This is a genomic window from Sphingomicrobium aestuariivivum (assembly GCF_024721585.1).
Taxonomy (GTDB): Bacteria; Pseudomonadota; Alphaproteobacteria; order Sphingomonadales; family Sphingomonadaceae; genus Sphingomicrobium; species Sphingomicrobium aestuariivivum.
Window position 1 is genome coordinate 1003742 of record NZ_CP102629.1, and the last position, 19628, is coordinate 1023369.

The window sequence follows — 19628 nt, forward strand, 5'->3', positions numbered from 1 at the left end:
AGGCCCTCCTTAGCAGTTGCTAACTTAGCAATTGCTAAGGAGTTGCCCCGATGTCAAGCGGTGTCTAGCGACCTTCGGCGCGGAAGAGCTCGCGGCCGCGCTGCGAGACGAGCAGCTTCTCGAACGTCTGCGGATCGAAATAGGCCTCGATGCGGCGGCCCTGCTCATCGGTCGCATAGACCTCGTAACAGCCGCCATCGACCTTCGACTTGCGCACCTGCCAGCCCTCGGCGGTGAGCTTCTGCTCGAGCAATTCGATCGGCTGGCGATCGGCTTCGGCAACCTTGCACTCCATCTTGCCGGTCGCCTGCGCGGGCGCCGCGCCGAGGGTGAGGAGGAGGCCGGCAGTGGCGGCGGTGAGGATCATCTTGGTCATGTGGCTATCGCTTTCCTGGTGAAATGAAGGTGGAGCCGCGCGAGCTGGAGGAGCGCGAGCGGCAGGAAATGGAGGAGCGCCTCGCCAGTGCCGTCATGCACGAGGAGCCAGTGGAGAAGCGTCGCCGTGGCCGCCGGATAGGCCAGCCGCTGCACCCGCTTCCACCCCTTGCCGAGCAGCCGCATCGCCGCATCATTGGAGGCAAGGAAGGGAAAGAGCATCGCCAGCATCGCGATCCAGCCGGCGAGGATCGCGGGGATCAGCGCCTCGCCCAGCACCGCGCCCCAGTCGGTGCCCATGTCGACGACATAGAGCGCGACATGGGCGACGGTATAGAGGAACGCCGCCACCCCGATCGCGCGGCGATGGCGCAGGAGGAAACGGATCGCGGGGCGCCGCCCCATGAGCTTCTGCAGCGGCGTGAGCATCAGCGCGAAGATGAGCAGCCGCGCCGACCATTCGCCCGAGCCGGCGATCCAGTCGGCCAGCCACGGATCCTCCGCCCGCGCCAGCGTCAGCGCCAGCCACGCGCCGGGCAGCGCCAGCACGCCCCAGACGAGCGCTCTTGCACCCCGCTCAGTCATGCTGCTTCCAGCCATAATGCCGCCAGAACCAGCGCCATTCGGCTGCCGCACAGGCGCCGCGCTGCGCCGCCTCGCGATGCTCGTCGGCCCGCACCGCGTCGTGGCGCGGGGTCAGCGACGTCGAATCATGGGAAGGAAGGCGCGGCAGGTCCATGTCCATGCCAGACCATGTTTGCGAATGGTTCGCAATAGCAAAAGGCTCAATCCGCCTGCGGGCGCTTCCAAACTACCCACCACAGCATCGCCGCCGCGACGAGCCCCCCGAACAGGTTGGCGGCCAGCTCGGCGGCATAGATGCCATTGGCACCCCATTTGCCGCCCAGCCACCACGCCACCGGCACCATCACGAGCAGCACCCGCGCCACGCTCTGCACCAGCGCATTGCCCGCGAAATCGAGCGCGTTCAGCGCGCCATTGGCCATGATCAGCACGCCGTAACCGGCATAGCCCCAGGCCGCGATCATCAGATAATCGCCCATCGCCGCGATGACTTCCGGATCGTCGGTGAACAGCCCCGCGAGCGTCTCGCGAAACCCGACCAGCACCGCCCCGATGACGAGCCCGTAGGCGATGCAGAAGCCGCCCGCCCAGACGAGCGCTTGGCGCACGCGGCCCAATTCGCCCGCGCCCCAATTCTGCCCGACGATCGCCCCGATCGAGGCCGACAGGCTGAGAAGCGGCACCACCGCGAAGCTTTGCAACCGCCCGCCCGTCCCGAACCCCGCCACCGCTGCCTCGCCTGCCGTTGCCGCAAGGAAACCGGTCAGCACGCTGAGCCCGATGGGGTTGATCGAATTGGAAAAGGCCGCCGGCCCCGCGACCCGCGCGATCGCCCGGCTCCCGCCCTTCCAGTCGCATTGCGGCAGCGTCCTTGGCGAGAAGGGCAAGGCACTCTTCTGGAGGAACAGGAAACCGACCAGCACGGCCACCGCCCAGCCGCCGACAGTCGCCCAGGCCGCCCCCGCGATCCCCATGCCGGGCACCCCGAAGGCGCCCGTGATGAGCAGCGGGTCGAGCACCCAATTGGCCACCGCCAGCGCCAGCAGCACGCTCGAGGAGCGCTTCGCCAGCCCTTGCCCTCGCAGGCACCCGTTGACGCCCATCGACACGAGCAGCAGCGGGAAGAAGAGCGCGAACGGCCCCATATACGCATCGATCAGCGGCAGGATCGCCTCGTCTGCCTGCATCAGCCGGAACAGCGCATGCCTTCCTGCATAGAGGCCGAGCCCGATCGCCACTCCGAATAAAGCCGCGAGCACGATCCCCATATTGCCGCGCCGCCGCGCAAGGTCCTCGTCGCCCTGCCCGAGCGCGCGGCTGACCACCGAACTGATCCCCGCGATCACGCCCACGCCCAGCGAGGACAGTGCCACGGTCACGGGAAAGATGAAGCTGATCGCCGCCAGCGCATCGGCGCCCAGCTGGCCGACGAAATAGGCATCGATGATGCCCACGCTCATCAGCGCCGCGCCGCCGACCATCATCGGCAGCGTCTGGGTCAGGAGGTGACCGGGGATCGAACCCGTCGCCAGCTTGGCGGCGGCGCTCTTTCGCGGGGGACTGTCTGCAGGCATCTCGGCCTCAAGCGCTAGCGGGTGCCCGCGGGTTCCGCCAGACCGTCCTTCTCGCGCGGCGCGCGCATCGCCAACGCCACCCCGCCGAGGATCACCACCGCCGCCAGCGCCAGCCGCGCGCCCGGCGTCTCGCCCAAGAGCGGCCAGGCGACCAGCCCCGCCGCCACCGGCGTCGCCAGCTGCACCGCCGCCACCCCCGTCAGGCTGAAGTGCGGCGCCGCCATGCGCCATGCGACATAGCCGAGCCCGCTCGTCAGCCCGCCAGACAGCAGCGCGAGCAGCGCGCCCCGCCCCGTCACCTCCTCGCCGAGAAGCAACAGCGGCAAGGCCAGCACCGCCGCCACCGCAAAGGCCCCCGCCGTCGCCGCCGCGGCCTCGCCCGCACCCTTGTGGCAGACGAGCGAATAGAGCCCCCAGCCGACCCCCGCGAGCATCATCAGCGCGGCGCCTTGCGCATCCACCGCCCCCGCGCCCGGCGCCAGCAGCCACGCCACCCCGCCCAGCGCGACGAGGATCCCGGCGACCCCGCCGAGGCTCGCCCTGCCGCCGCGTGCCAGCCCGACCACGACCATCACCGCCTGCACGGTGGCGAACAGGATCAGCGCCCCGCTCGCCGTCCCGAGGTCGACATAGGCAAAGGAGAAAGCGACCGCGTAGAGCGCGAGGAACACCCCCGCCCAACCATCGCGCGCCAGCGACGCCCCGCGAATGAATGGCAAGAGCACCAGCGCGCCCGCGCCGAGCCTGATCGCCGCATAGGCGCCCGGCCCGCTCACCCCCTCGGCGAGCGCGGCGCGCGCGAACAGCGAATTGGCGGCAAAGGCGAGGATCGCTGCCAAGCCCACGCCAAGGAGACGCGCCCTAGTCGTCGTACCGGATCCACAGCTTGGAGGCCGCATCGCCCGCGATCTCGCGCGCGCGGTCGGTGCCCTCGCCCGGCGCACTCGCCAGCGCCACCCCCATGCGCCGCCCCGGCCGCGTCACCGGCTTGCCGAAGATGCGCACGTCGACATGGGCACCGGGCGGCGCGAACATCGCCTGTTCGAGTCCCTCGATCGCGAAGCGGCTCGCCGCCTGTTCGGCCAGCAGCACCGCGCTCGCGCTCGGCCGCGCGTGGATCGGCGGGATCGGCAGCCCGAGGATGGCGCGCGCATGCAGGTCGAACTCGGACAAGTTCTGGCTCACCAGCGTGACCATCCCCGTGTCATGCGGACGCGGGCTGAGTTCGGAGAAGATGACCTCGTCGCCCTTCACGAAGAACTCGACCCCGAACAGGCCATAGCCGCCCAGCGCATCGACCACCTTGGCCGCCATATGCTCGGCCTTGTGGATCGCGACATCGCTCATCGCCATCGGCTGCCAGCTCTCGCGATAATCGCCGCCTTCCTGCCGGTGCCCGATCGGCGGACAGAAGCTCACCCCGCCCGCATGGCGGACGGTCAGCAGCGTGATCTCGTAATCGAAGTCGATAAAGCCCTCGGCGATGACCCGCTGGCGATCCCCGCGCATGCCCTCGCAGGCATATTTCCACGCCGCCTCGAGCTCCACGCCCGAACGCACCGTCGACTGCCCTTTGCCGCTCGAACTCATCACCGGCTTCACCACCAGCGGGAAGCCGACTTCCTCCGCCGCTTCCAGCAGCTCGGCATAGTTTTCCGCATAGCGATAGGCACTCGTCCTCAAGCCCAGCTCGCCCGCCGCAAGATCGCGGATCGCATCGCGGTTCATCGTCAGCCGCGTTGCCTTGGCGGTCGGCACGACATGCCAGTCCTCCGCCTCCAGCTCGACCAGCATCTCGGTGCGGATCGCCTCGATCTCGGGCACGATATGGTCGGGCCGGTGCTTCTCGACCGCCGCGCGGAGCTTGGCGCCGTCGAGCATGTCGAACACCTCGGCCTCATCGGCGACCTGCATCGCCGGCGCGCCTTCATAGCTGTCGCAGGCGATCACGCGGCACCCCAGCCGCTGGCAGGAAATCACGAACTCCTTGCCCAGTTCGCCTGCCCCCAGCAGCAGGATCGTCGCGGTCGGTGTCATTACATGGCCCTCCTCGGCTTTCCTCTTGCCAAGACCGCCCCGCTTCGTCACCCCTTCAAGCAGATGCGTAAGGGGGAAATGACGACATGACGATGGATCTCGGCGAACTGGTGCGCCGCACGCTGGTGGTGCTCCTGCTGGTGGGCCTCGCGCTCGCGCTGCCGATGCTCACCCCGACGCTGCTCCTCATCTTCGGCGCGATCCTCATCGCCGTGCTGATCCGCTCGGCGGCCTGGCCGTTCGAACAGATGGGGCTCGGCAACACCGCCTCGGTGCTGCTCGGGCTGGCCACCATCCTCCTCCTCCTCTTCGGTTTCGGCTGGCTGTTCGGCGCGCAGTTGTCGGGCCAGTTCGCGAGCCTCCAGGCGCAACTCGCCGAAGCCGCCCCGCAGGTCCGCGCCCAGCTCGAGCGCCTGCCCTTCATCGGCGACCTCGCCGAGGCCACCCCCGACGTGCAGGACATGGCCGGCCAGGCGGTGAACTTCGCCTTCGGCTTCCTCGGCCTCGTGACCAACCTCGTGCTGGTCATCGTCGGCGCCGCCTATTTCGCGCTCGATCCCGATGTCTACAAGCGAGGCCTGTCGAAGATCTTCCCGCGCGACCGTTCGGCCAAGGTGATCGAGGCGATGGACGCCTCGGGCCATGCCCTCAAGCGCTACCTCCTCGGCCAGCTCGCCACCATGACCATCGTCGGCGTGATGGTGTGGATCGGCCTCGCCATCGTCGGCATCCCCTCGGCGGCCGCATTGGGCCTCACCATCGGCGTCTTCAACTTCATCCCGCTCATCGGTCCCTTCATCGGCGCCGTGCCGGGCCTCATCATCGCCTTCTCGGCCGCCCCCGACCTCTTCTGGTATGCGGTGCTTGTCTATCTCGTCGCCCAGCAGATCGAGGGCAATGTCCTCACGCCGATGGTGCAGAACTGGGCGGTCTCCATCCCGCCGGCGCTGCTCATCTTCGCGCTGGCCGCGGCGGGCGGGCTGTTCGGCCTCATCGGCGTCATTCTCGCCGCACCGCTCACCGTGGTGATCTACACCCTCGTCACCATGCTGTGGAGCCGCGATGCGCTCGGCCATGACGTGAAGGTCCCCGGCCGCGACACGCCAGAGCCCGAGCCCGCAAAAGGCTAGGCCGCCGCATGGCGCGTTTCGACCATAAGGGCCGCCCCGTCCCCGCGCCGGACAGCAGCTACGCGTCGAACTGGCCGGCCCGCACCAACCGCGCCACGCGCCCCCGCTCCAGGGCGCGGATCGAGGCGCGCGCCCACCGCGGCAATGGCACGGATGATGTCGCGGCCGCCATCGCCGGCTGGATCGCCGCGCGCCTGCCCGCCAATATCGAGGGCAAGAATGCCGCCTCGCTCCTGCCCGGCCTGTTCTTCATCTTCTTCATCATCGCCAGCGTCTTCGACGACGACGAGCCCGCCACGAAGCCCGCCGTCTCCGGGCGCCCCGCCGTCGAGCGCCCCGTAACCACGCCGCCCGTTTCCGCCACCAGCGGCACCACGATCATCTCGGCGCTACAGCTCGACCGCCTGCAATCCACCGCCCCGCAGGCGCTAAATCCCGTCTTCGCCTCGCGCCGCATCATCGTCGAGGGCCGCGTCGCCGGCACGGACGCGGGCGAGGCGGGCAACGACATCCTCTATTTCGAGGCCAGCCCGCCGATCGCCCTCGATGTCGGCGAGGTGGAGCGCATCGGCCGCTTTTCCGACGCCGCGACCATCAAGGTCGTCTGCAGCGGCGGCGACGTCTTCGAAGGCCGGATCCTCCTGTTCGACTGCCACCGCTTCTACGGCTGAGCGGCGGGCTCGAACTTCACCCCCCGATTGCGCCCGTTGTCGACCAGCAGCCGCTCGACCGCGCCATCCGCCCCTCGCTCGAAGCGCAGCCTGTAGCCGGCCCAGCGAAGGTCATCCTTCGCCACCATCACCGCATCGCGCGTGCGCCCGTTCTTGACCATGCGATAGGCCGCCCCCCCGGCATGCTCGATGACGATCTCGGTGTCGGTCTCGCCATTCACGTAGCGCCCCTCGATGCTTTCCAGCGTCGCGGCATCGGTCGGCACCGGCGCCAGCCGGTCGAAGGTCGCCACCGGCTGCGAGGGCAGGAACAGCCGGAACCGCTCCCCCTCGAAAGCGATCTTGAGGTCGGCAAGCGTCGCATAGGCAAAGACATTGCCCGCCTCGTGGCGCAGCTCGACCGGCTCGCGCCCCTCGAGCTCGCGATAGAGCGCCCCGTCCCGCTCGACGATGGCGATGATGCTCCCGCCCTCCTGCTCATAGGCCCCGACCACCGCCGCATTGGCAGGCCGCGCCAGCACTTCGCCCGGTCCGGCCGCATAGGTCGGCGCCGCCTCTTCACGCGCGCCGATCAAGGCCTCGGCAATTGCATTGCCCAGCGCCACCACCCCGATCTGCGCATTGTTGCCCAGCACCACGACCGACAGCGCTTCCTCGGGATAGCGCAGGCCGTAGGCGTTGAAGCCTCCCGTCGACCCGACATGCCACGCTCGCTCCAGCCCCCGCCATGCGTCATGCTCGAGCCCGTAGCCATAGCCGCCGTCGGGCCCCGGCGCCTGCGCCGCCGCCACCAGCGCATCCTCGCCCCCCTGCACCCGCGCCTCATAGGCAAGCTGGTCGTCCAGCGTGGAATAGAGGAAACCGTCGCCCATCAAATTGGCGATCGAGGGATTCTCGAGCCAGCCGTCCCACTTGTTATAGGCCCGCGCGCCATCGACCACGACATCGCCGTAGCGCGCCCGCCAGCCCGTCTCGTCCATCCCGAGCCCCTCGAAGACGCTCGCCGCGTGGCTTTCGAACGGCACCCCCGTCACCGCCGCCACCAGCTCGGCGAGCAGCACGCAATTGCTGTTCGAATAGCCATGCTCGCTGCCCGGCGCGAAATTGAGGCCCCGCTGCCGCTTCAGCAGCGCCATCGCGTCATCATTATCGAGCGCCCGCTCATACCAGGTCACGCCGGTCAGCGCCCAGAGGTCATAAACGTCGCGCACCCCGCTGCGATGATGAAGGAGCTGCCGGACGGTGATCGTCTCGCCCACCTCGGGCAGTGCGCTTGGCAAATAGGTGCGGAAATCCGCATCGAGACCGACCCGCCCCTCGGCCGCCAGTCCGAGCACCATCAGCGCCACATATTGCTTGGCGTTGGAAGCGATGTTGAAGCGCGTTTCGGGCCCGATCGCGGTGCCCGCCGACAGGTCGGCCAGCCCGCGATAGTCCTCGAACACCCGCTCGCCGCCGCGCACGATGCCGACCGCCACGCCGGGCGCGCCGTCCGTCTCCAGCGCCTCGAGCAGCTCCTCGATCGCGGTCCGCTCCCCGCCCGTCAGCGGCTGCGCGGTCGCAGGCGACGCCACACCGGCAAGCATCAGCGAAACAGCGACTATCCGCATGAAAAAGGCCCCCGCGACGTGGTTCGTCACGGGAGCCTAGGTCACGCCTTGGTTATTGCAACCTCGGCCTAGCTGGTCGCGTCCACTTCGTCGCGCTCGGCGGACACCGCGACTTCGGCCTCGACCTTTGCCGCGCGCTCTTCCTCGGTCACCACCATCGCCTCGACGGGCAGGTCGTTGACCAGCGTCACCGGATCGGCCTCGGCCTCGCCGCAGGCGGCCAGCGCCAGCATCGGCAGCGCAAGGGCTAAACTTTTGTTTTTCATGAAAGACTCGCTTGATACAGGTTCACCGCATCAATGCCGCAGCGCAGCATCGGTTCCATCCTGCAACCCGCCTGTCCCCGATCGGAACGTCAGTCGGCGAAGCGCGCGACGAAGTCGCCGACCCCCGCCATGTCGTCGAAGCCGAAGATATAGGCCACCTCGACCGTGTCCGAGAAATCGAGCCCGCCTGCCGCCACCGCGGGGTTCACATAGGCCGCGCGCGGATTGTGCAGGTCGGACAGGCGCTTGGCCTCGGTCCACAGCGGCCCGACCTCCGGATGCGACAATAGCGCCGCCCAGTGCGAACCGTCCTTCGTGTTGAAGGCCGGCGAGCCATTGTCCGCGAAATTCCCGTCCTGCACGCGGTGGTAGCTCGTATTGTAGACCACCGTCTGGATCGCCTCGGCGCCCGTCTGGCTCTCGTTCCAGTAGCTGTGCTGGACGACATGGACGCGGCGCCACAGCTCCTCGGGGATCCGCCTGACCGCCGCCGCCGTCACGTCCGACTGGCCCGCTTCCGCTACCCAGACGCGCCCGCCCGTCGAGGTCGTCTCCAACATTCGCCGCGCCAGCGTCCCGATCGTCTCTTCGCGCGCGCCATGCGCATCGAGCCAGCGATCCCCGAAGGCGAGATCGAACAGCTCCGGCGCGGCCAGATACTCCCCGCCCTGGCTGCCATAGGCGCCCGCCGTGGCGACATAATCGACACAGGCAAAGGCAGGGTCCTTCAGGACCGAGCCGAGCCCCGCCACTGCCTGCAAATCGTCGACATCGGGCTTGCCGTCATAATTGGCCACGAGCAGATCGCGCGCGGGATCGAACAACCCGATCTTCGGCGCGCCCGCACAGGACTGGCTGGCGGCGACCTGCTTATCGGTCGTGGCACAGCCCGCGAGCGTGAGGGCGAGAGCGGGAACGGCGAATTTCAACATGGTCATCTCCTGTCCCCGCACCGCTCTTATTCCCATTCAATGGTGCCGGGCGGCTTCGAGGTATAGTCGTAGACCACCCGGTTGATGCCCTGCACCTCGTTGATGATCCGCGTCGCGACATTCTGGAGGAACTGGCTCTCGAAGGGATAGACGTCCGCCGTCATGCCGTCGACGCTGGTCACCGCGCGGAGACCACAGACGCTGTCATAGGTCCGCGCATCGCCCATGACGCCGACCGTGCGCACCGGCAGCAGCACCGCAAAGGCCTGCCAGATCGCGTCATAGAGCCCCGCATTGCGGATTTCCTCGAGATAGATGGCGTCGGCCTTGCGCAAGATGTCGCACTTCTCCTTGGTCACCTCGCCCGGAATGCGGATCGCAAGGCCCGGCCCCGGGAAAGGGTGACGGCCGACAAAGGCGTCGGGAAGGCCCAGTTCGCGCCCGAGGTCGCGCACTTCGTCCTTGAACAGCTCGCGCAGCGGCTCGACCAGTTCCATGTTCATGCGCTCGGGCAGCCCGCCCACATTGTGGTGGCTCTTGATCGTCACCGACGGCCCGCCGGTGAAGGAGACGCTCTCGATCACGTCGGGATAGAGCGTGCCCTGCGCGAGGAATTCGGCCCCGCCGATCTTCTCGGCCTCTTCCTCGAACACGTCGATGAAGGTCTTGCCGATGAACTTGCGCTTCTTCTCGGGGTCGGTCTCGCCCTCGAGCCCCGACAGGAAGCGCTCCTCGGCGTCCACATGGACGAGCGGGATATTGTAATGATTGCGGAACAGGCCGACGACCTGTTCGGCCTCGCTCATGCGCATCAGCCCATGGTCGACGAACACGCAGGTGAGCTGGTCGCCGATCGCCTCGTGGATCAGCACCGCCGCCACCGCGCTGTCGACCCCGCCCGACAGGCCGCAGATCACCTTCTTGTCGCCCACCTGCTCGCGGATCTCGGCAATCTTGGCGTCGCGATAGGCGGCCATCGTCCAGTCGCCTTTCAGCCCGCACACGTGGCGCACGAAATTGGCGATGAGCTTGCCCCCGTCGGGCGTGTGCACGACCTCGGGGTGGAATTGCGTGCCATAATAATGGCGGCTTTCATCGGCGATCACCGCGAAGGGCGCGCCGTCCGACTTGGCGACGATCTCGAACCCTTCCGCGAACTGCGTGACCTTGTCGCCATGGCTCATCCACACCTGGTGGCGCTCGCCTTCCTTCCAGAGGCCATCGAACAGCTTGCAGTCCTTGGTGACGGTCAGATACGCCCGCCCGAATTCGCCGCCCTCGCCGGTCTCGTGCCCCGGCTTCACCTCGCCGCCCAGCTGGTGCGTCATCACCTGCTGGCCATAGCAGATGCCGAGGATGGGAAGCCCGCTGTCGAACAGCATCTGCGGCGCCCGCGGGCTGCCTTCGGCGGGCACGCTGGCGGGCGAGCCCGACAGGATGATCCCCGACGGCTGCAGCCTTCCGAACGCCTCTTCGGCCATGGTGAAGGGCGCGATCTCGCAATAGACCCCCGCCTCGCGCACGCGGCGCGCGATCAACTGGGTCACCTGGCTCCCGAAATCGACGATCAGGATCGTCCCGCCCAGTTCGCTCGCTTCCATGCCGGCTTCCGTCCCTTGCTGCTGCTGCTCTCGTAGGCGCCGCGATAAAGCGCCGACATGGTGCTGTCTATCCCGCGTTCGCTGCCAGATCGGACCTTCTTGCCCGCGCCAGGCCTGCCCCGCGCTGCTATCCCCCCGAATGGTCCACTGATTGACGCTCCACCCCCCGCCGCCGGCTCCCCGTTACATGGGGCCGGCGGCACCCCACCCGCTCTCATCGGTGGCAGACAGGAGGCAGCGCATGGCCCGCATCATTCTCGCCGACGACGACAAGCTCGTCACCTATCTCGTCCGCTCGCTCCTCGAGGAGCAGGGCCATCTCGTCGGCAGCCTGCCCGACGGGCGCGATGTCGCCGCCGTCCTCGCCGCCAAGGATCCAGACCTTCTCATCCTCGACTGCGCCATGCCCGAGAAAACGGGGACCGAGGTGCTGCGCGAGTTGCGCGCGGCGGGCCTCGTGCCCCGCATCCCCGTCCTCATGCTCACCAGCCGCGCCAGCGCGATGGACCGCAACATCGCCTATGAAGCGGGCGCCAGCGACTATCTTGCCAAGCCCTTCGACCCCGACGAACTGGTCGTCCGCGTCGAGGCGCTCCTCACCCCCCGCCCCCGCCGCGCCATCGCCTGAGCGCCGGCCCAATCCGCGCACGAAAAAGGCCGCCGGCGGTATCCCGCCAGCGGCCTTCTTTCATCACCCTGTCAGCGCCTAGTAGCGATAGCCACCACGCTGGTAGGGATTGTAGCGCTGGTAATCGCGCGCGATCTCGCGGCTCGAGCGGCGATCGACATCGGTATCGCGCACGCGGCCATAACGGTCGATCTCGCATTTCCACTTGAGGTCCGACACGGCCTGCTGGCCATAGCCCGAATTGGCATAACCGCGGCTGGCAAGGCCATAGACCTTGAGGTTGCCGCGACGGTCGCGGCGCACGTTGGTGATGCCGGTCACGCGGGCCCCGTGATTATAGGCCTGGTAGCCATTGCCATAGCCGTAGGGATCATAGCGGTTGTAGCGGTCATAGCGGCGGTTGCGATCGTAGCTGCGGTCGAGACGGCTCTCGACGGCGCGGGCACAGCGATCCACCGCCGCGCGCTCGCCCCCGTAATTCTGGTAGCCGTAATTGCCGCCCGGATACTGCCCGTAGCCATAGGTGCGCCCGCCATTGAGCACGCCGTTCAAGATGGTGCCGAGCACGCGGACCGTATTGTCGCCGCCGTTCGGATAATATTGCGCCTGCGCGGGGGTCGCGGCGAAGGCGGCACTGGCGGCCATCGCGCCGGCCATCCCGATCATCTTCAGCCTGTTGGCCATGGGTGTTCTCCTTACTCGTCGATACAGATGGATCGACGCGCAAAAAGGCTTTCTCCGCCGATCTTGCCCCCTGTTTACCATCTTGCCGATGGGCCCAGCCTGAACGGCGCCGTATTGCGAGGTTCAGCTTCGCAATTCCGCCATTTCCCGTGCCCTGCGAGCGTGCAGCGCCCCCCCCCTCCGCCTTTACCCGTCAAAGCTAATGCGCAATATTGCCACCAGTTAATGGAAACGACTCGCGCACCGCCCTGCCGCAGGGGCGCGACGTCCGGACCACTCGATGAGGGAGTACCGACCGCCACGCCAATCTTGGGGACGACCAATGCCGAAGACCATCAGCAATATCATCGCCGCGACCGCGGGCGCCGCGCTCCTTGCCGCACCGCTCGCCGCCTATCCCGCGCGCGATCTCTCCGACCTCGTCGGCGCCCGCGGCGGACAGGCCGAAGGCGAACTCGAACGCCGCGGCTTCACCTACATTACCGGCCACAAGGACAATTACGCGTCCCACACCTATTGGTGGCACGACCGCGACGACAATTGCGTCCACATCGTCACCCGTGACGGCCGCTATGCGCAGATCACCGATGCCAGCCGCTCCGACTGCAATCGCAAGGACGGCAACAGCGATGCCGCCGCCGCCATCGGGGTCGCCGCAGGCGTTGCCATCCTCGGCGCGCTGATCGCCGGCAGCGGTCACAAGAAGCACCATCACGACGACGGCAACCACTATAATGACGTCAATGACGAGGCGCATTACGAGCGCGGCTTTGCCGACGGTACGCACCACCGCCCCTATCACAATTACGACAGCAGCCGCGCCTATACGAGCGGCTACCAGGCCGGCATCCGCCAGCGCGATCGCCACACCAGCCACCACAAGAACCGCGGCGGCTACGAGCGCACCGCCGTCTACAACGACCTGCAAGGGCGCCGCGCCCGCGACCTCGACAATCTCGAGCGCCGCGGCTTCCGCCAGGTCGACAATTTCACCAGCGGCAACACCCGCTATGCCATCTGGTGGCGCGAGGGCTCGAACCAGTGCGTGCAGGCGACCATCGCCGACGGGCGCATCTATGACATCCGTGACATCGGTCGCCATCCGCGCTGCCGCTAGGAGCAACCGTTCATGAAAAACGTCCTGCTCACCACGCCGCTCGCCCTCGCCCTCCTCGCCTGCGCTGCCAGCGAGGAGGCCGACATGGCCGACACCGACAGCCAGCCCGAAACGAGCGCCGAGGAGTATAGCGCCATCGGCGATGACCTCGCGCCCTTCGGCAACGGCTACCCCAATGCGGGCGACCCCTGCCTCCGCCTCGGCGAGAGTGCGGCTACGTCCGACTATCTCGACGACAGCGCCATTCTCGTCGGCTGCCCGACGCAGGCCACCGCCGACGCGCTCGGCGGCGAGGTCGTCGGCAATGTCGATGGCGTCCGCCTCGTCTCCATCCCGACCGGCGATGCCAATGCCGGATTGGGCGAAGGCGGCCCGGTGCCCACCGTCGAGGAAATGCCCGACCCCGCCGATCCCGAGACCGGCTACAACGCCACCGCGCAGGTCGCCTGCGGCTTCGAAAGCGCCCCGCCCACCGGCAACTGCCCGGCAGGCATCAAGCGCCGCTGGGGCGATGACGGCACCCACCTCCTCGAAGTGGAGAAACCCGACGGTCGCAAGCGCGCCATCTTCTTTCGCGACACCACCCCTTATGGCGCCGACAGCGCGCAAGCCGACGGCTCGGCGGGCTGGGACTTCGATGTCACCCGCAACGATGCGCGCGCTGAGAACACCATCCGCTACGGCCCCGAGACCTATATCGTCCCCGATGCGCTGATCGTCGGCGGATGAGCGCGGCGCCTGCCCCGCCCGACCGCGCCAACCGCGGCCTCAAGCGCCTCCTGCGCGTCATCACCATCGCCTATGTCGTTCTCGGCGCCCTCGCGCTCTTCGCCATCCCCGCCAGCGTCGAGGGCTGGGCCGGCGTCGAGCCCGACCCCCTGTCGGGCATCTTCGCCCTGCTCCTCGCCCTGCCGTGGAGCCTCCTCCTGATGCTGGTCGGCGATGCCGGCCCGTGGCCGAGCTTCCTCGTCTGCGCCGCGGGCATCGCGCTGAACACCTTCATCCTGTGGCGCATCTCGCGCACCTCGCGACAAGGACCGACTGCATGAAAATGATCACCTGCGGCTTTGCCGCCGCCTGCCTGCTCGCCGCGCCCGCCCACGCCCTGCAGGGGGCCAAGGTCACCAGCCCCGTCGAACTGGCCGCCGCCGCCGCGCAGCTCGAACCCGGCGAATGGGTCTGGGCGCCCGACATCGCCCCCGAGGGTCCCGTCGTCGTCTATGTCGACCTGTCGCGCCAGCTCGCCGACATCTACCGCAACGGTATCCGCATCGGCGTCTCCACCATCAGCTCGGGCAAGCCCGGCTACGAGACCCCCACCGGCGTCTTCAAGATCCTCCAGAAGGACAAGTGGCACCACTCCTCGACCTACAATAACGCCCCGATGTTCTTCCAGCAGCGGCTCACCTGGGGCGGCGTCGCGCTCCATGCCGGCGGCCTGCCCGGCTATCCCGAGAGCCACGGCTGCGTGCACCTGCCCTATGCCTTTGCCGAGGAACTGTTCGGCACCACCACCATGGGCGGCACCATCGTGGTGCAGGGCAAGGCGGGCGCTCCCGTCACCATTCCCGCCGCCGGCGTCCTCACCCCGGTCAGCGTCGAGGGCGTCGCAGCCCTCCACCGCCCGCTCGAGGACCGCCAGTTCCAGTGGAACCCGACCCGCTCGCCCGAGGGCCCCGTCTCCATCGTCCTGTCGACCGGCGACAAGCAGATGGTCGTCATCAGGAACGGGGTGGAGATCGGGCGTTCGACGGTCGACTGGGATGGCGCGTCGAGCGGCACCTTCCTCGCCACCCTCACCACCGACGAGGCGGGCAAGTTTCACTATTCGCTCCTGCCGCTGCCCGGCCATGACGCGGGCGAACATGCGGTCGATGCCGCGATCCTCTCGCGGCTGCGCATGCCGGGCCAGTTCCTCGATGCGCTGCGCGGCGCGCTCCATCACGGCAGCCACATCCTCGTCACGCCCGAACCGATCGAACCGCATACGACCGGCGCCGAACTCGTCGTCGCCGCGGCCCACGACTAGGGCGCCATCAGCAAGAAAGGATCGAACATGTTGCGTTTTCTCTGGGGCGACTGGTCCGATGGCCGAGTGAAGCGCAAGCCCTATGTGATGGGCTTCGCGTTCACCATCCTCGCCATTTTCGCGGTCGTCCTGTTGATGGGATTCGCCGCGGGCGGGCTGCAGTCGATCTATGGCGACTGGCCCGACGACTTCTCCGACATCGAGCGCAAGGGCATCGGTCTCGCTGCCTTCCTCGGCTTCCTCGGCTCGATGCTGCTGATCGGGCTCGCGCAACTGAACCTCGTCGTCAAACGCGCCCGCGACACCGGGACAAGCGGCCTCATCGTCGGCTTCCTCTTCATCCTCTTCCTGGCAACGGGCGTCGGCTTCCTCATCGCGCTCGTCCTGGCCTTCATTCCTACCGGCCAATTCGCTTCAACCGCGACAGGAGGCCCCACCCATGAACCTTGATCCCAATGCGATCGGCCATGCCGCCGTTGCCGCGCTGCTCATCTTCCTCACGGTCATCATCGCCCAGAAATCGGGCTGGGTGGAAAAGGGCAAGTGGAGCTGGCAGCTCTTCTTCGCCGTCTTTTTCGTGATGCTCGGCCTCAACCTTTTCTGGATGGCCTAGAGCCGGATCTCCGCCAGCTTCAGCGCCTTCACCGTCGCCCCGACACGGTCGCTCACATCCAATTTGCCGAAGATGCGCTGGATATGCGTCTTCACCGTCTCGGGGCTCACCCCGATGATCGTGGCGATATCATTGTTCGACTTGCCCCGCCCGACCCAGGTCAGCACCTCGCGCTCGCGCGGGGACAGCGCCAGCCGCCCCTCGGCATCCTGCCTCGTCAGCGCACAGATGCGCGTATGCGCCTTCTGGCCGATCGCCGCGAGGATGGCGAGCCGCCCGTCATCGGCATCGGTCAGCGGCTGGTCGAACCCGAAAGCGAGATAGGCATGGCGGTTGTCGGGACCGTAGAGCGGCACCCCCACCCCGCACACCAGCCCATGGCTCGTCAGCGCCTTGGCGAAATCGATCGCATCGGGGGTGAGGTGCTGCGCCTCGAGGCTATGCTCCCACGTCACGATATGCCCCTCGTGCATCACATAGTCGGGGATGGGGTCACACTGCCGGAAATGCTCGTTCTCGTAGAGCGAGATCCATTCGGGCCCGAAGCCTTCGGCGGCCACGATGGTCTTGGCCGAGGTCTGCCGTTCGAAGGCCGGCGTGAAATGATAGCTGTGCCGTGCCGCACCGAATTTCCTGGCCGCCTGTCCGAGCAGGTCGAGCACTTCGCTCACCGTCTGCGTCCGCTGCATCGCGGCAAGGATCCGCTCCATCGCGCACCTCCTCCGGTCCGGCCCGGGGCCCTTGTGTCGGCTACCGGACCCTCTTGTCCCCCACCTTAGCGACTGTCGGGCAAAGCGGCAAAACGGCACAATGATCCACATCAGCACATCACTGTGTCGCGCCGCCGGGTTTCTCCCCCTTTTCCCGGCGGCGCCTTACTGCCCGAAGGAGCCCCCCATGGTGACCAAGGAGGGTGCGGTTGCCGCCTGCCTGTTCCGGCGCGCGGCCATCCGCCTGTTCTGCATCTCCGAGGCGAAGGGCGAGGCCGAGGCCCGCCCCGCCGACCTTGCCCGCATCTACTGGCTCGCCCGCGCCCGCAGCTATTTCCATGCGCGTATCCGGCGCGACGTCGGCACGCCTGCCGGCCTCAAGCCCGCCGAATGGGACGCGCTCCTCCTCCTCTACGCGGCCTCGCTGCGCGACTTCTCCTGTTCGCCCGCCGCCATCGTCGACACGCTCGGCCGCCGCGCCGCCGAGGTCGAGCTCTCGCTGGAATCGCTCCAGGACCGCGGCCTTGCCGGGGTCGAGCATTTGCCCGGCCGCGAACTCAATTGCCTGCGCTGGGAGCTGACGACCCGCGGTCGCGCCCTCGTCGCGGGCCACATCGCCATCCCCGCCAACATTCTCTGACGAGACGCGACGCGAGGAGATCCCCTCCGGCAAACCGGGGGGACGGTCCCGGATACCCCACGTATCGGGACCATGTTGGAGGGGAGCGGTGCCGGGCCGGATGCGAGCGGCCCGGCACCGCATGACCGCTCGGCGGATCACCCACGAAAAAGGGGCGGGCGCCACCGGCACCCGCCCCTCTTCTTCATCGCCGATGGCTGGCCTTACTGGCCGCCCATCATGTCGAGGCTGGCATCGCGCGGGGTCTTGAGGCCCGTGTGCCACGCGAGGAACGCCGCGACGTCGCTCGCTTCCTCGATGATCTTGTCGGTCGGCTTGCCCGCGCCGTGACCGGCACGCGTCTCGATGCGGATGATCAGCGGGTCATCGCCCTCGCCCGCCTTCTCCTGCAGCGCGGCGGCCAGCTTGAAGCTGTGCCCCGGCACCACGCGATCGTCGGTATCCGCCGTGGTGATGATCACCGCCGGATAATCGGTCTCGGCCTCGACATTGTGATAGGGCGAGAAGGTCAGGTTGTAGCGCGCATCGCGCTCTTCTTGCGGATGGTTGTAGTCATCGACCCAGTAGCGCCCCGCGGTGAAGCGGTCGAAGCGCAGCATGTCCATCACGCCGACCGCGGCATGGCCCGCATCGAACAGGTCGGGCCGCTGGTTGATCGACGCACCGACGAGCAGCCCGCCGTTCGAGCGCCCCTCGATTGCCAGCCCGTCCGCGGTGGTCACGCCATTGGCCTTGAGCCATTCGCCCGCCGCCGCGAAATCGTCGAAGACGTTCTGCTTTTTGAAGCGGCGGCCGGCATCGTGCCACGCCTTGCCATATTCGCCGCCGCCGCGGATGTTCGCCACCGCATAGGCGCCGCCCGCATCGAGCCAGGCGAGGCGCACGGGGTTGAAGCCCGGCGTCACGGAGATGTTGAACCCGCCATAGCCGTAGAGCAGCGTCGGCACGGGGCCCTCGACACCCTTCTTCTTCGTGACGAACATCGGCACGCGGGTGCCGTCCTTCGAGGTGTAGAAGACCTGCTCGGTGACATAGTCGGCAGGGTCGAACTCGACCTGCGGCGCCGCCCAGACCGTGCTCTCGCCGGTGCCTACGTCATAGCGATAGACCGTCCCCGGCATGCCGAAGCTGGAGAAGCTGTAGAAGGTCTCGGCGTTGTCGAAATCGCCGCCAAAACCACCCGCCGAGCCGATGCCCGGCAGGTCGACCTTGCGCACCAGCGTGCCGTCCACGTCATAGACGCGCGCTTCCGACTTCACGTCGACCAGATAGTCGGCGACGAGATGCCCGCCGACGAGGCTCACGCCGTCAAGCTTGCCCATCGCATCCTCGGGCAGCACCCATTCGCGCGCCTGCGGATTATCCATCGAGATGCGGAATACCCCGCCGCGCGGCGCATCGCGGTTGGTACGGAAATACATCCGCCCTTCCTCGTCCGAGCCGAAATAATAGGTCTCGTAATCGGTGCCGGGCTCGATCACCGTGACCCCCGCCTCGCGGTTCTCGAGGTCGATCACGCTGGTCTGCCAGCCGTCGGTTCCGGTCGAGGAGGAGAGGAACAGGTAGCGCCCGTCATCCGACAGCTGCGCGGTATTGTTGTAGTCGGGATTGTCAGGCGTGGCGAAAATGAGCTCGTCCTCGCTCTGCGGCGTGCCGACCTCATGGAAATAGACCGCCTGGTCGGTGTTGAGGCCGGTGAACTTGCCGCCCTCCTCGCTCGCGGGGAAGCGGCTGTAATAGAAGCCCGAGCCGTCCTTCGCCCAGTCGAGGCCGGAGAATTTCACCCATTCGATGGTGTCGGCCATCACCTCGCCGGTGGCGACATCGAGCACCTTGATGGTCATCCAGTCCGAGCCGCCGTCCTGCACCATATAGGCCAGCTTCGAGCCGTCTTCGCTGGCAACGTAACTGGCGAGCGCGGTGGCGCCGTCTTCCGACCACTGGTTGGGATCGATCAGCACCCGCTCGGTGCCGCCAAGGCCGTCGCGCACATAGAGCACCGACTGCGGCTGGAGCCCGTCATTCTTCGAATAGAAATAGGTCCCTTCTTTCCGCGTCGGCACGCCGATGCGCTCGTAATCGTAAAGCTCGGTCATGCGCTGGGCGAACCATTTGCGCCCCGGCAGCGTGTCGAGATAGGCGTTGGTCACCTCGTTCTGCGCCTCGACCCAGGCCGCGACCTCTTCATCCTCGCGCACGTCATTCTCGAGCCAGCGATAGGGGTCGGCGACCACCAGCGAGCCGATGGTGTCGACCGCATCGACCGTCTTGGTCTCGGGATAGACGGGCGCGCGGTCGGCGGCGGCGATGGTCATGGGCGTGTCCTCGGGCGCGGTCGTCGCGCAGGCGGTGGTGGCGAGAAGGGCAAGAGTGAGTGCGGCAAAACGCATCGCGTCGGTCTCCGTAACGAAAAAGGGCGCTGACGG

Annotated in this window: 23 protein-coding genes; 10 read left to right on the plus strand and 13 right to left on the minus strand. The window is 67.6% G+C overall.

What is annotated here, in order from left to right:
- Positions 1–64: 64 nt before the first annotated feature.
- The 6 genes from NUW81_RS05295 to purT are packed head-to-tail and all read right to left on the minus strand — an operon-like array spanning position 65 to position 4571.
- Positions 65–376 carry a PepSY domain-containing protein gene (locus NUW81_RS05295; RefSeq protein WP_245111170.1) on the minus strand — a complete coding sequence of 104 codons (312 nt, stop codon included), beginning with the start codon at positions 374–376 and terminating at the stop codon, positions 65–67.
- On the minus strand, positions 373–960 hold the full coding sequence (locus NUW81_RS05300) for a ferric reductase-like transmembrane domain-containing protein (protein ID WP_245111172.1): 588 nt from the start codon (positions 958–960) through the stop codon (positions 373–375). The genes NUW81_RS05295 and NUW81_RS05300 overlap by 4 nt, the downstream gene beginning before the upstream one ends.
- Entirely contained in the window at positions 953–1120 is a 168-nt protein-coding gene (locus tag NUW81_RS05305) for a hypothetical protein (RefSeq protein ID WP_245111175.1), read from the minus strand. The genes NUW81_RS05300 and NUW81_RS05305 overlap by 8 nt, the downstream gene beginning before the upstream one ends.
- Positions 1121–1160: 40 nt before the next feature.
- Positions 1161–2534, minus strand: a complete 1374-nt coding sequence (locus NUW81_RS05310; protein ID WP_245111177.1) for an MATE family efflux transporter — start codon at positions 2532–2534, stop codon at positions 1161–1163.
- Between the two features lie 14 nt (positions 2535–2548).
- Positions 2549–3373 carry an EamA family transporter gene (locus tag NUW81_RS05315; RefSeq protein ID WP_245111179.1) on the minus strand — a complete coding sequence of 275 codons (825 nt, stop codon included), beginning with the start codon at positions 3371–3373 and terminating at the stop codon, positions 2549–2551.
- 22 nt (positions 3374–3395) lie between these two features.
- Entirely contained in the window at positions 3396–4571 is a 1176-nt protein-coding gene (gene purT / locus NUW81_RS05320) for a formate-dependent phosphoribosylglycinamide formyltransferase (protein WP_245111181.1), read from the minus strand.
- A gap of 86 nt (positions 4572–4657) precedes the next feature.
- On the opposite strand from purT, the gene NUW81_RS05325 reads away from it, so the two are divergent.
- On the plus strand, positions 4658–5701 hold the full coding sequence (locus tag NUW81_RS05325) for an AI-2E family transporter (RefSeq protein ID WP_245111184.1): 1044 nt from the start codon (positions 4658–4660) through the stop codon (positions 5699–5701).
- 8 nt (positions 5702–5709) lie between these two features.
- The gene (locus NUW81_RS05330) at positions 5710–6372 is read left to right on the plus strand and encodes a hypothetical protein (RefSeq protein WP_245111187.1); all 663 of its coding nucleotides are present in this window, start codon (positions 5710–5712) and stop codon (positions 6370–6372) included.
- Here NUW81_RS05330 and NUW81_RS05335 read toward each other — a convergent pair.
- The 4 genes from NUW81_RS05335 to guaA all read right to left on the minus strand — a co-directional run bounded on the left by NUW81_RS05335 (position 6363) and on the right by guaA (position 10781).
- Complete coding sequence (locus NUW81_RS05335) at positions 6363–7982, minus strand: serine hydrolase domain-containing protein (RefSeq protein WP_245111189.1); 1620 nt, start codon at positions 7980–7982, stop codon at positions 6363–6365. The two genes, NUW81_RS05330 and NUW81_RS05335, sit on opposite strands and share 10 nt — an antisense overlap.
- A 68-nt stretch (positions 7983–8050) precedes the next feature.
- Complete coding sequence (locus NUW81_RS05340) at positions 8051–8248, minus strand: hypothetical protein (RefSeq protein ID WP_245111192.1); 198 nt, start codon at positions 8246–8248, stop codon at positions 8051–8053.
- Between the two features lie 89 nt (positions 8249–8337).
- On the minus strand, positions 8338–9180 hold the full coding sequence (locus NUW81_RS05345; RefSeq protein ID WP_245111194.1) for a hypothetical protein: 843 nt from the start codon (positions 9178–9180) through the stop codon (positions 8338–8340).
- Positions 9181–9206: 26 nt separating this feature from the next.
- Positions 9207–10781, minus strand: a complete 1575-nt coding sequence (gene guaA, locus NUW81_RS05350; RefSeq protein ID WP_245111197.1) for a glutamine-hydrolyzing GMP synthase — start codon at positions 10779–10781, stop codon at positions 9207–9209.
- Positions 10782–11022: 241 nt separating this feature from the next.
- On the opposite strand from guaA, the gene NUW81_RS05355 reads away from it, so the two are divergent.
- Positions 11023–11409 (plus strand): response regulator transcription factor, encoded by a 387-nt coding sequence (locus NUW81_RS05355; protein ID WP_245111199.1) that lies wholly within the window; start codon positions 11023–11025, stop codon positions 11407–11409.
- Between the two features lie 78 nt (positions 11410–11487).
- On the opposite strand, the gene NUW81_RS05360 is transcribed toward NUW81_RS05355, so the two are convergent.
- Positions 11488–12093 carry a hypothetical protein gene (locus NUW81_RS05360; RefSeq protein WP_245111202.1) on the minus strand — a complete coding sequence of 202 codons (606 nt, stop codon included), beginning with the start codon at positions 12091–12093 and terminating at the stop codon, positions 11488–11490.
- Between the two features lie 322 nt (positions 12094–12415).
- Between NUW81_RS05360 and NUW81_RS05365 the strand changes: the two genes are divergently transcribed.
- From NUW81_RS05365 to NUW81_RS05390, 6 genes are read left to right on the plus strand one after another with little or no spacing between them, the layout of a single operon-like run.
- Positions 12416–13210: a hypothetical protein gene (locus NUW81_RS05365; protein WP_245111205.1), complete on the plus strand. Its 795-nt coding sequence runs from the start codon at positions 12416–12418 to the stop codon at positions 13208–13210.
- A 12-nt stretch (positions 13211–13222) separates the two neighbouring features.
- A complete protein-coding gene (locus NUW81_RS05370) occupies positions 13223–13939 on the plus strand; it encodes a hypothetical protein (protein ID WP_245111207.1) in 717 nt (238 codons plus the stop codon).
- Positions 13936–14259, plus strand: a complete 324-nt coding sequence (locus tag NUW81_RS05375) for an SCO4225 family membrane protein (RefSeq protein WP_245111210.1) — start codon at positions 13936–13938, stop codon at positions 14257–14259. Before NUW81_RS05370 ends, NUW81_RS05375 begins: the two co-directional genes overlap by 4 nt.
- On the plus strand, positions 14256–15239 hold the full coding sequence (locus NUW81_RS05380; protein WP_245111212.1) for a L,D-transpeptidase family protein: 984 nt from the start codon (positions 14256–14258) through the stop codon (positions 15237–15239). Before NUW81_RS05375 ends, NUW81_RS05380 begins: the two co-directional genes overlap by 4 nt.
- A 27-nt stretch (positions 15240–15266) precedes the next feature.
- The gene (locus tag NUW81_RS05385; RefSeq protein WP_245111214.1) at positions 15267–15689 is read left to right on the plus strand and encodes a DUF805 domain-containing protein; all 423 of its coding nucleotides are present in this window, start codon (positions 15267–15269) and stop codon (positions 15687–15689) included.
- Positions 15679–15852 (plus strand): hypothetical protein, encoded by a 174-nt coding sequence (locus tag NUW81_RS05390; RefSeq protein WP_245111216.1) that lies wholly within the window; start codon positions 15679–15681, stop codon positions 15850–15852. Before NUW81_RS05385 ends, NUW81_RS05390 begins: the two co-directional genes overlap by 11 nt.
- Here the strand turns inward: NUW81_RS05390 and NUW81_RS05395 are convergent.
- Positions 15849–16562: a helix-turn-helix transcriptional regulator gene (locus NUW81_RS05395; RefSeq protein WP_245111218.1), complete on the minus strand. Its 714-nt coding sequence runs from the start codon at positions 16560–16562 to the stop codon at positions 15849–15851. The two genes, NUW81_RS05390 and NUW81_RS05395, sit on opposite strands and share 4 nt — an antisense overlap.
- A gap of 187 nt (positions 16563–16749) precedes the next feature.
- On the opposite strand from NUW81_RS05395, the gene NUW81_RS05400 reads away from it, so the two are divergent.
- Complete coding sequence (locus tag NUW81_RS05400) at positions 16750–17202, plus strand: hypothetical protein (RefSeq protein ID WP_245111220.1); 453 nt, start codon at positions 16750–16752, stop codon at positions 17200–17202.
- Between the two features lie 203 nt (positions 17203–17405).
- Here the strand turns inward: NUW81_RS05400 and NUW81_RS05405 are convergent, their stop codons facing one another.
- Entirely contained in the window at positions 17406–19592 is a 2187-nt protein-coding gene (locus tag NUW81_RS05405; RefSeq protein WP_245111222.1) for a prolyl oligopeptidase family serine peptidase, read from the minus strand.
- Positions 19593–19628 lie beyond the last annotated feature (36 nt).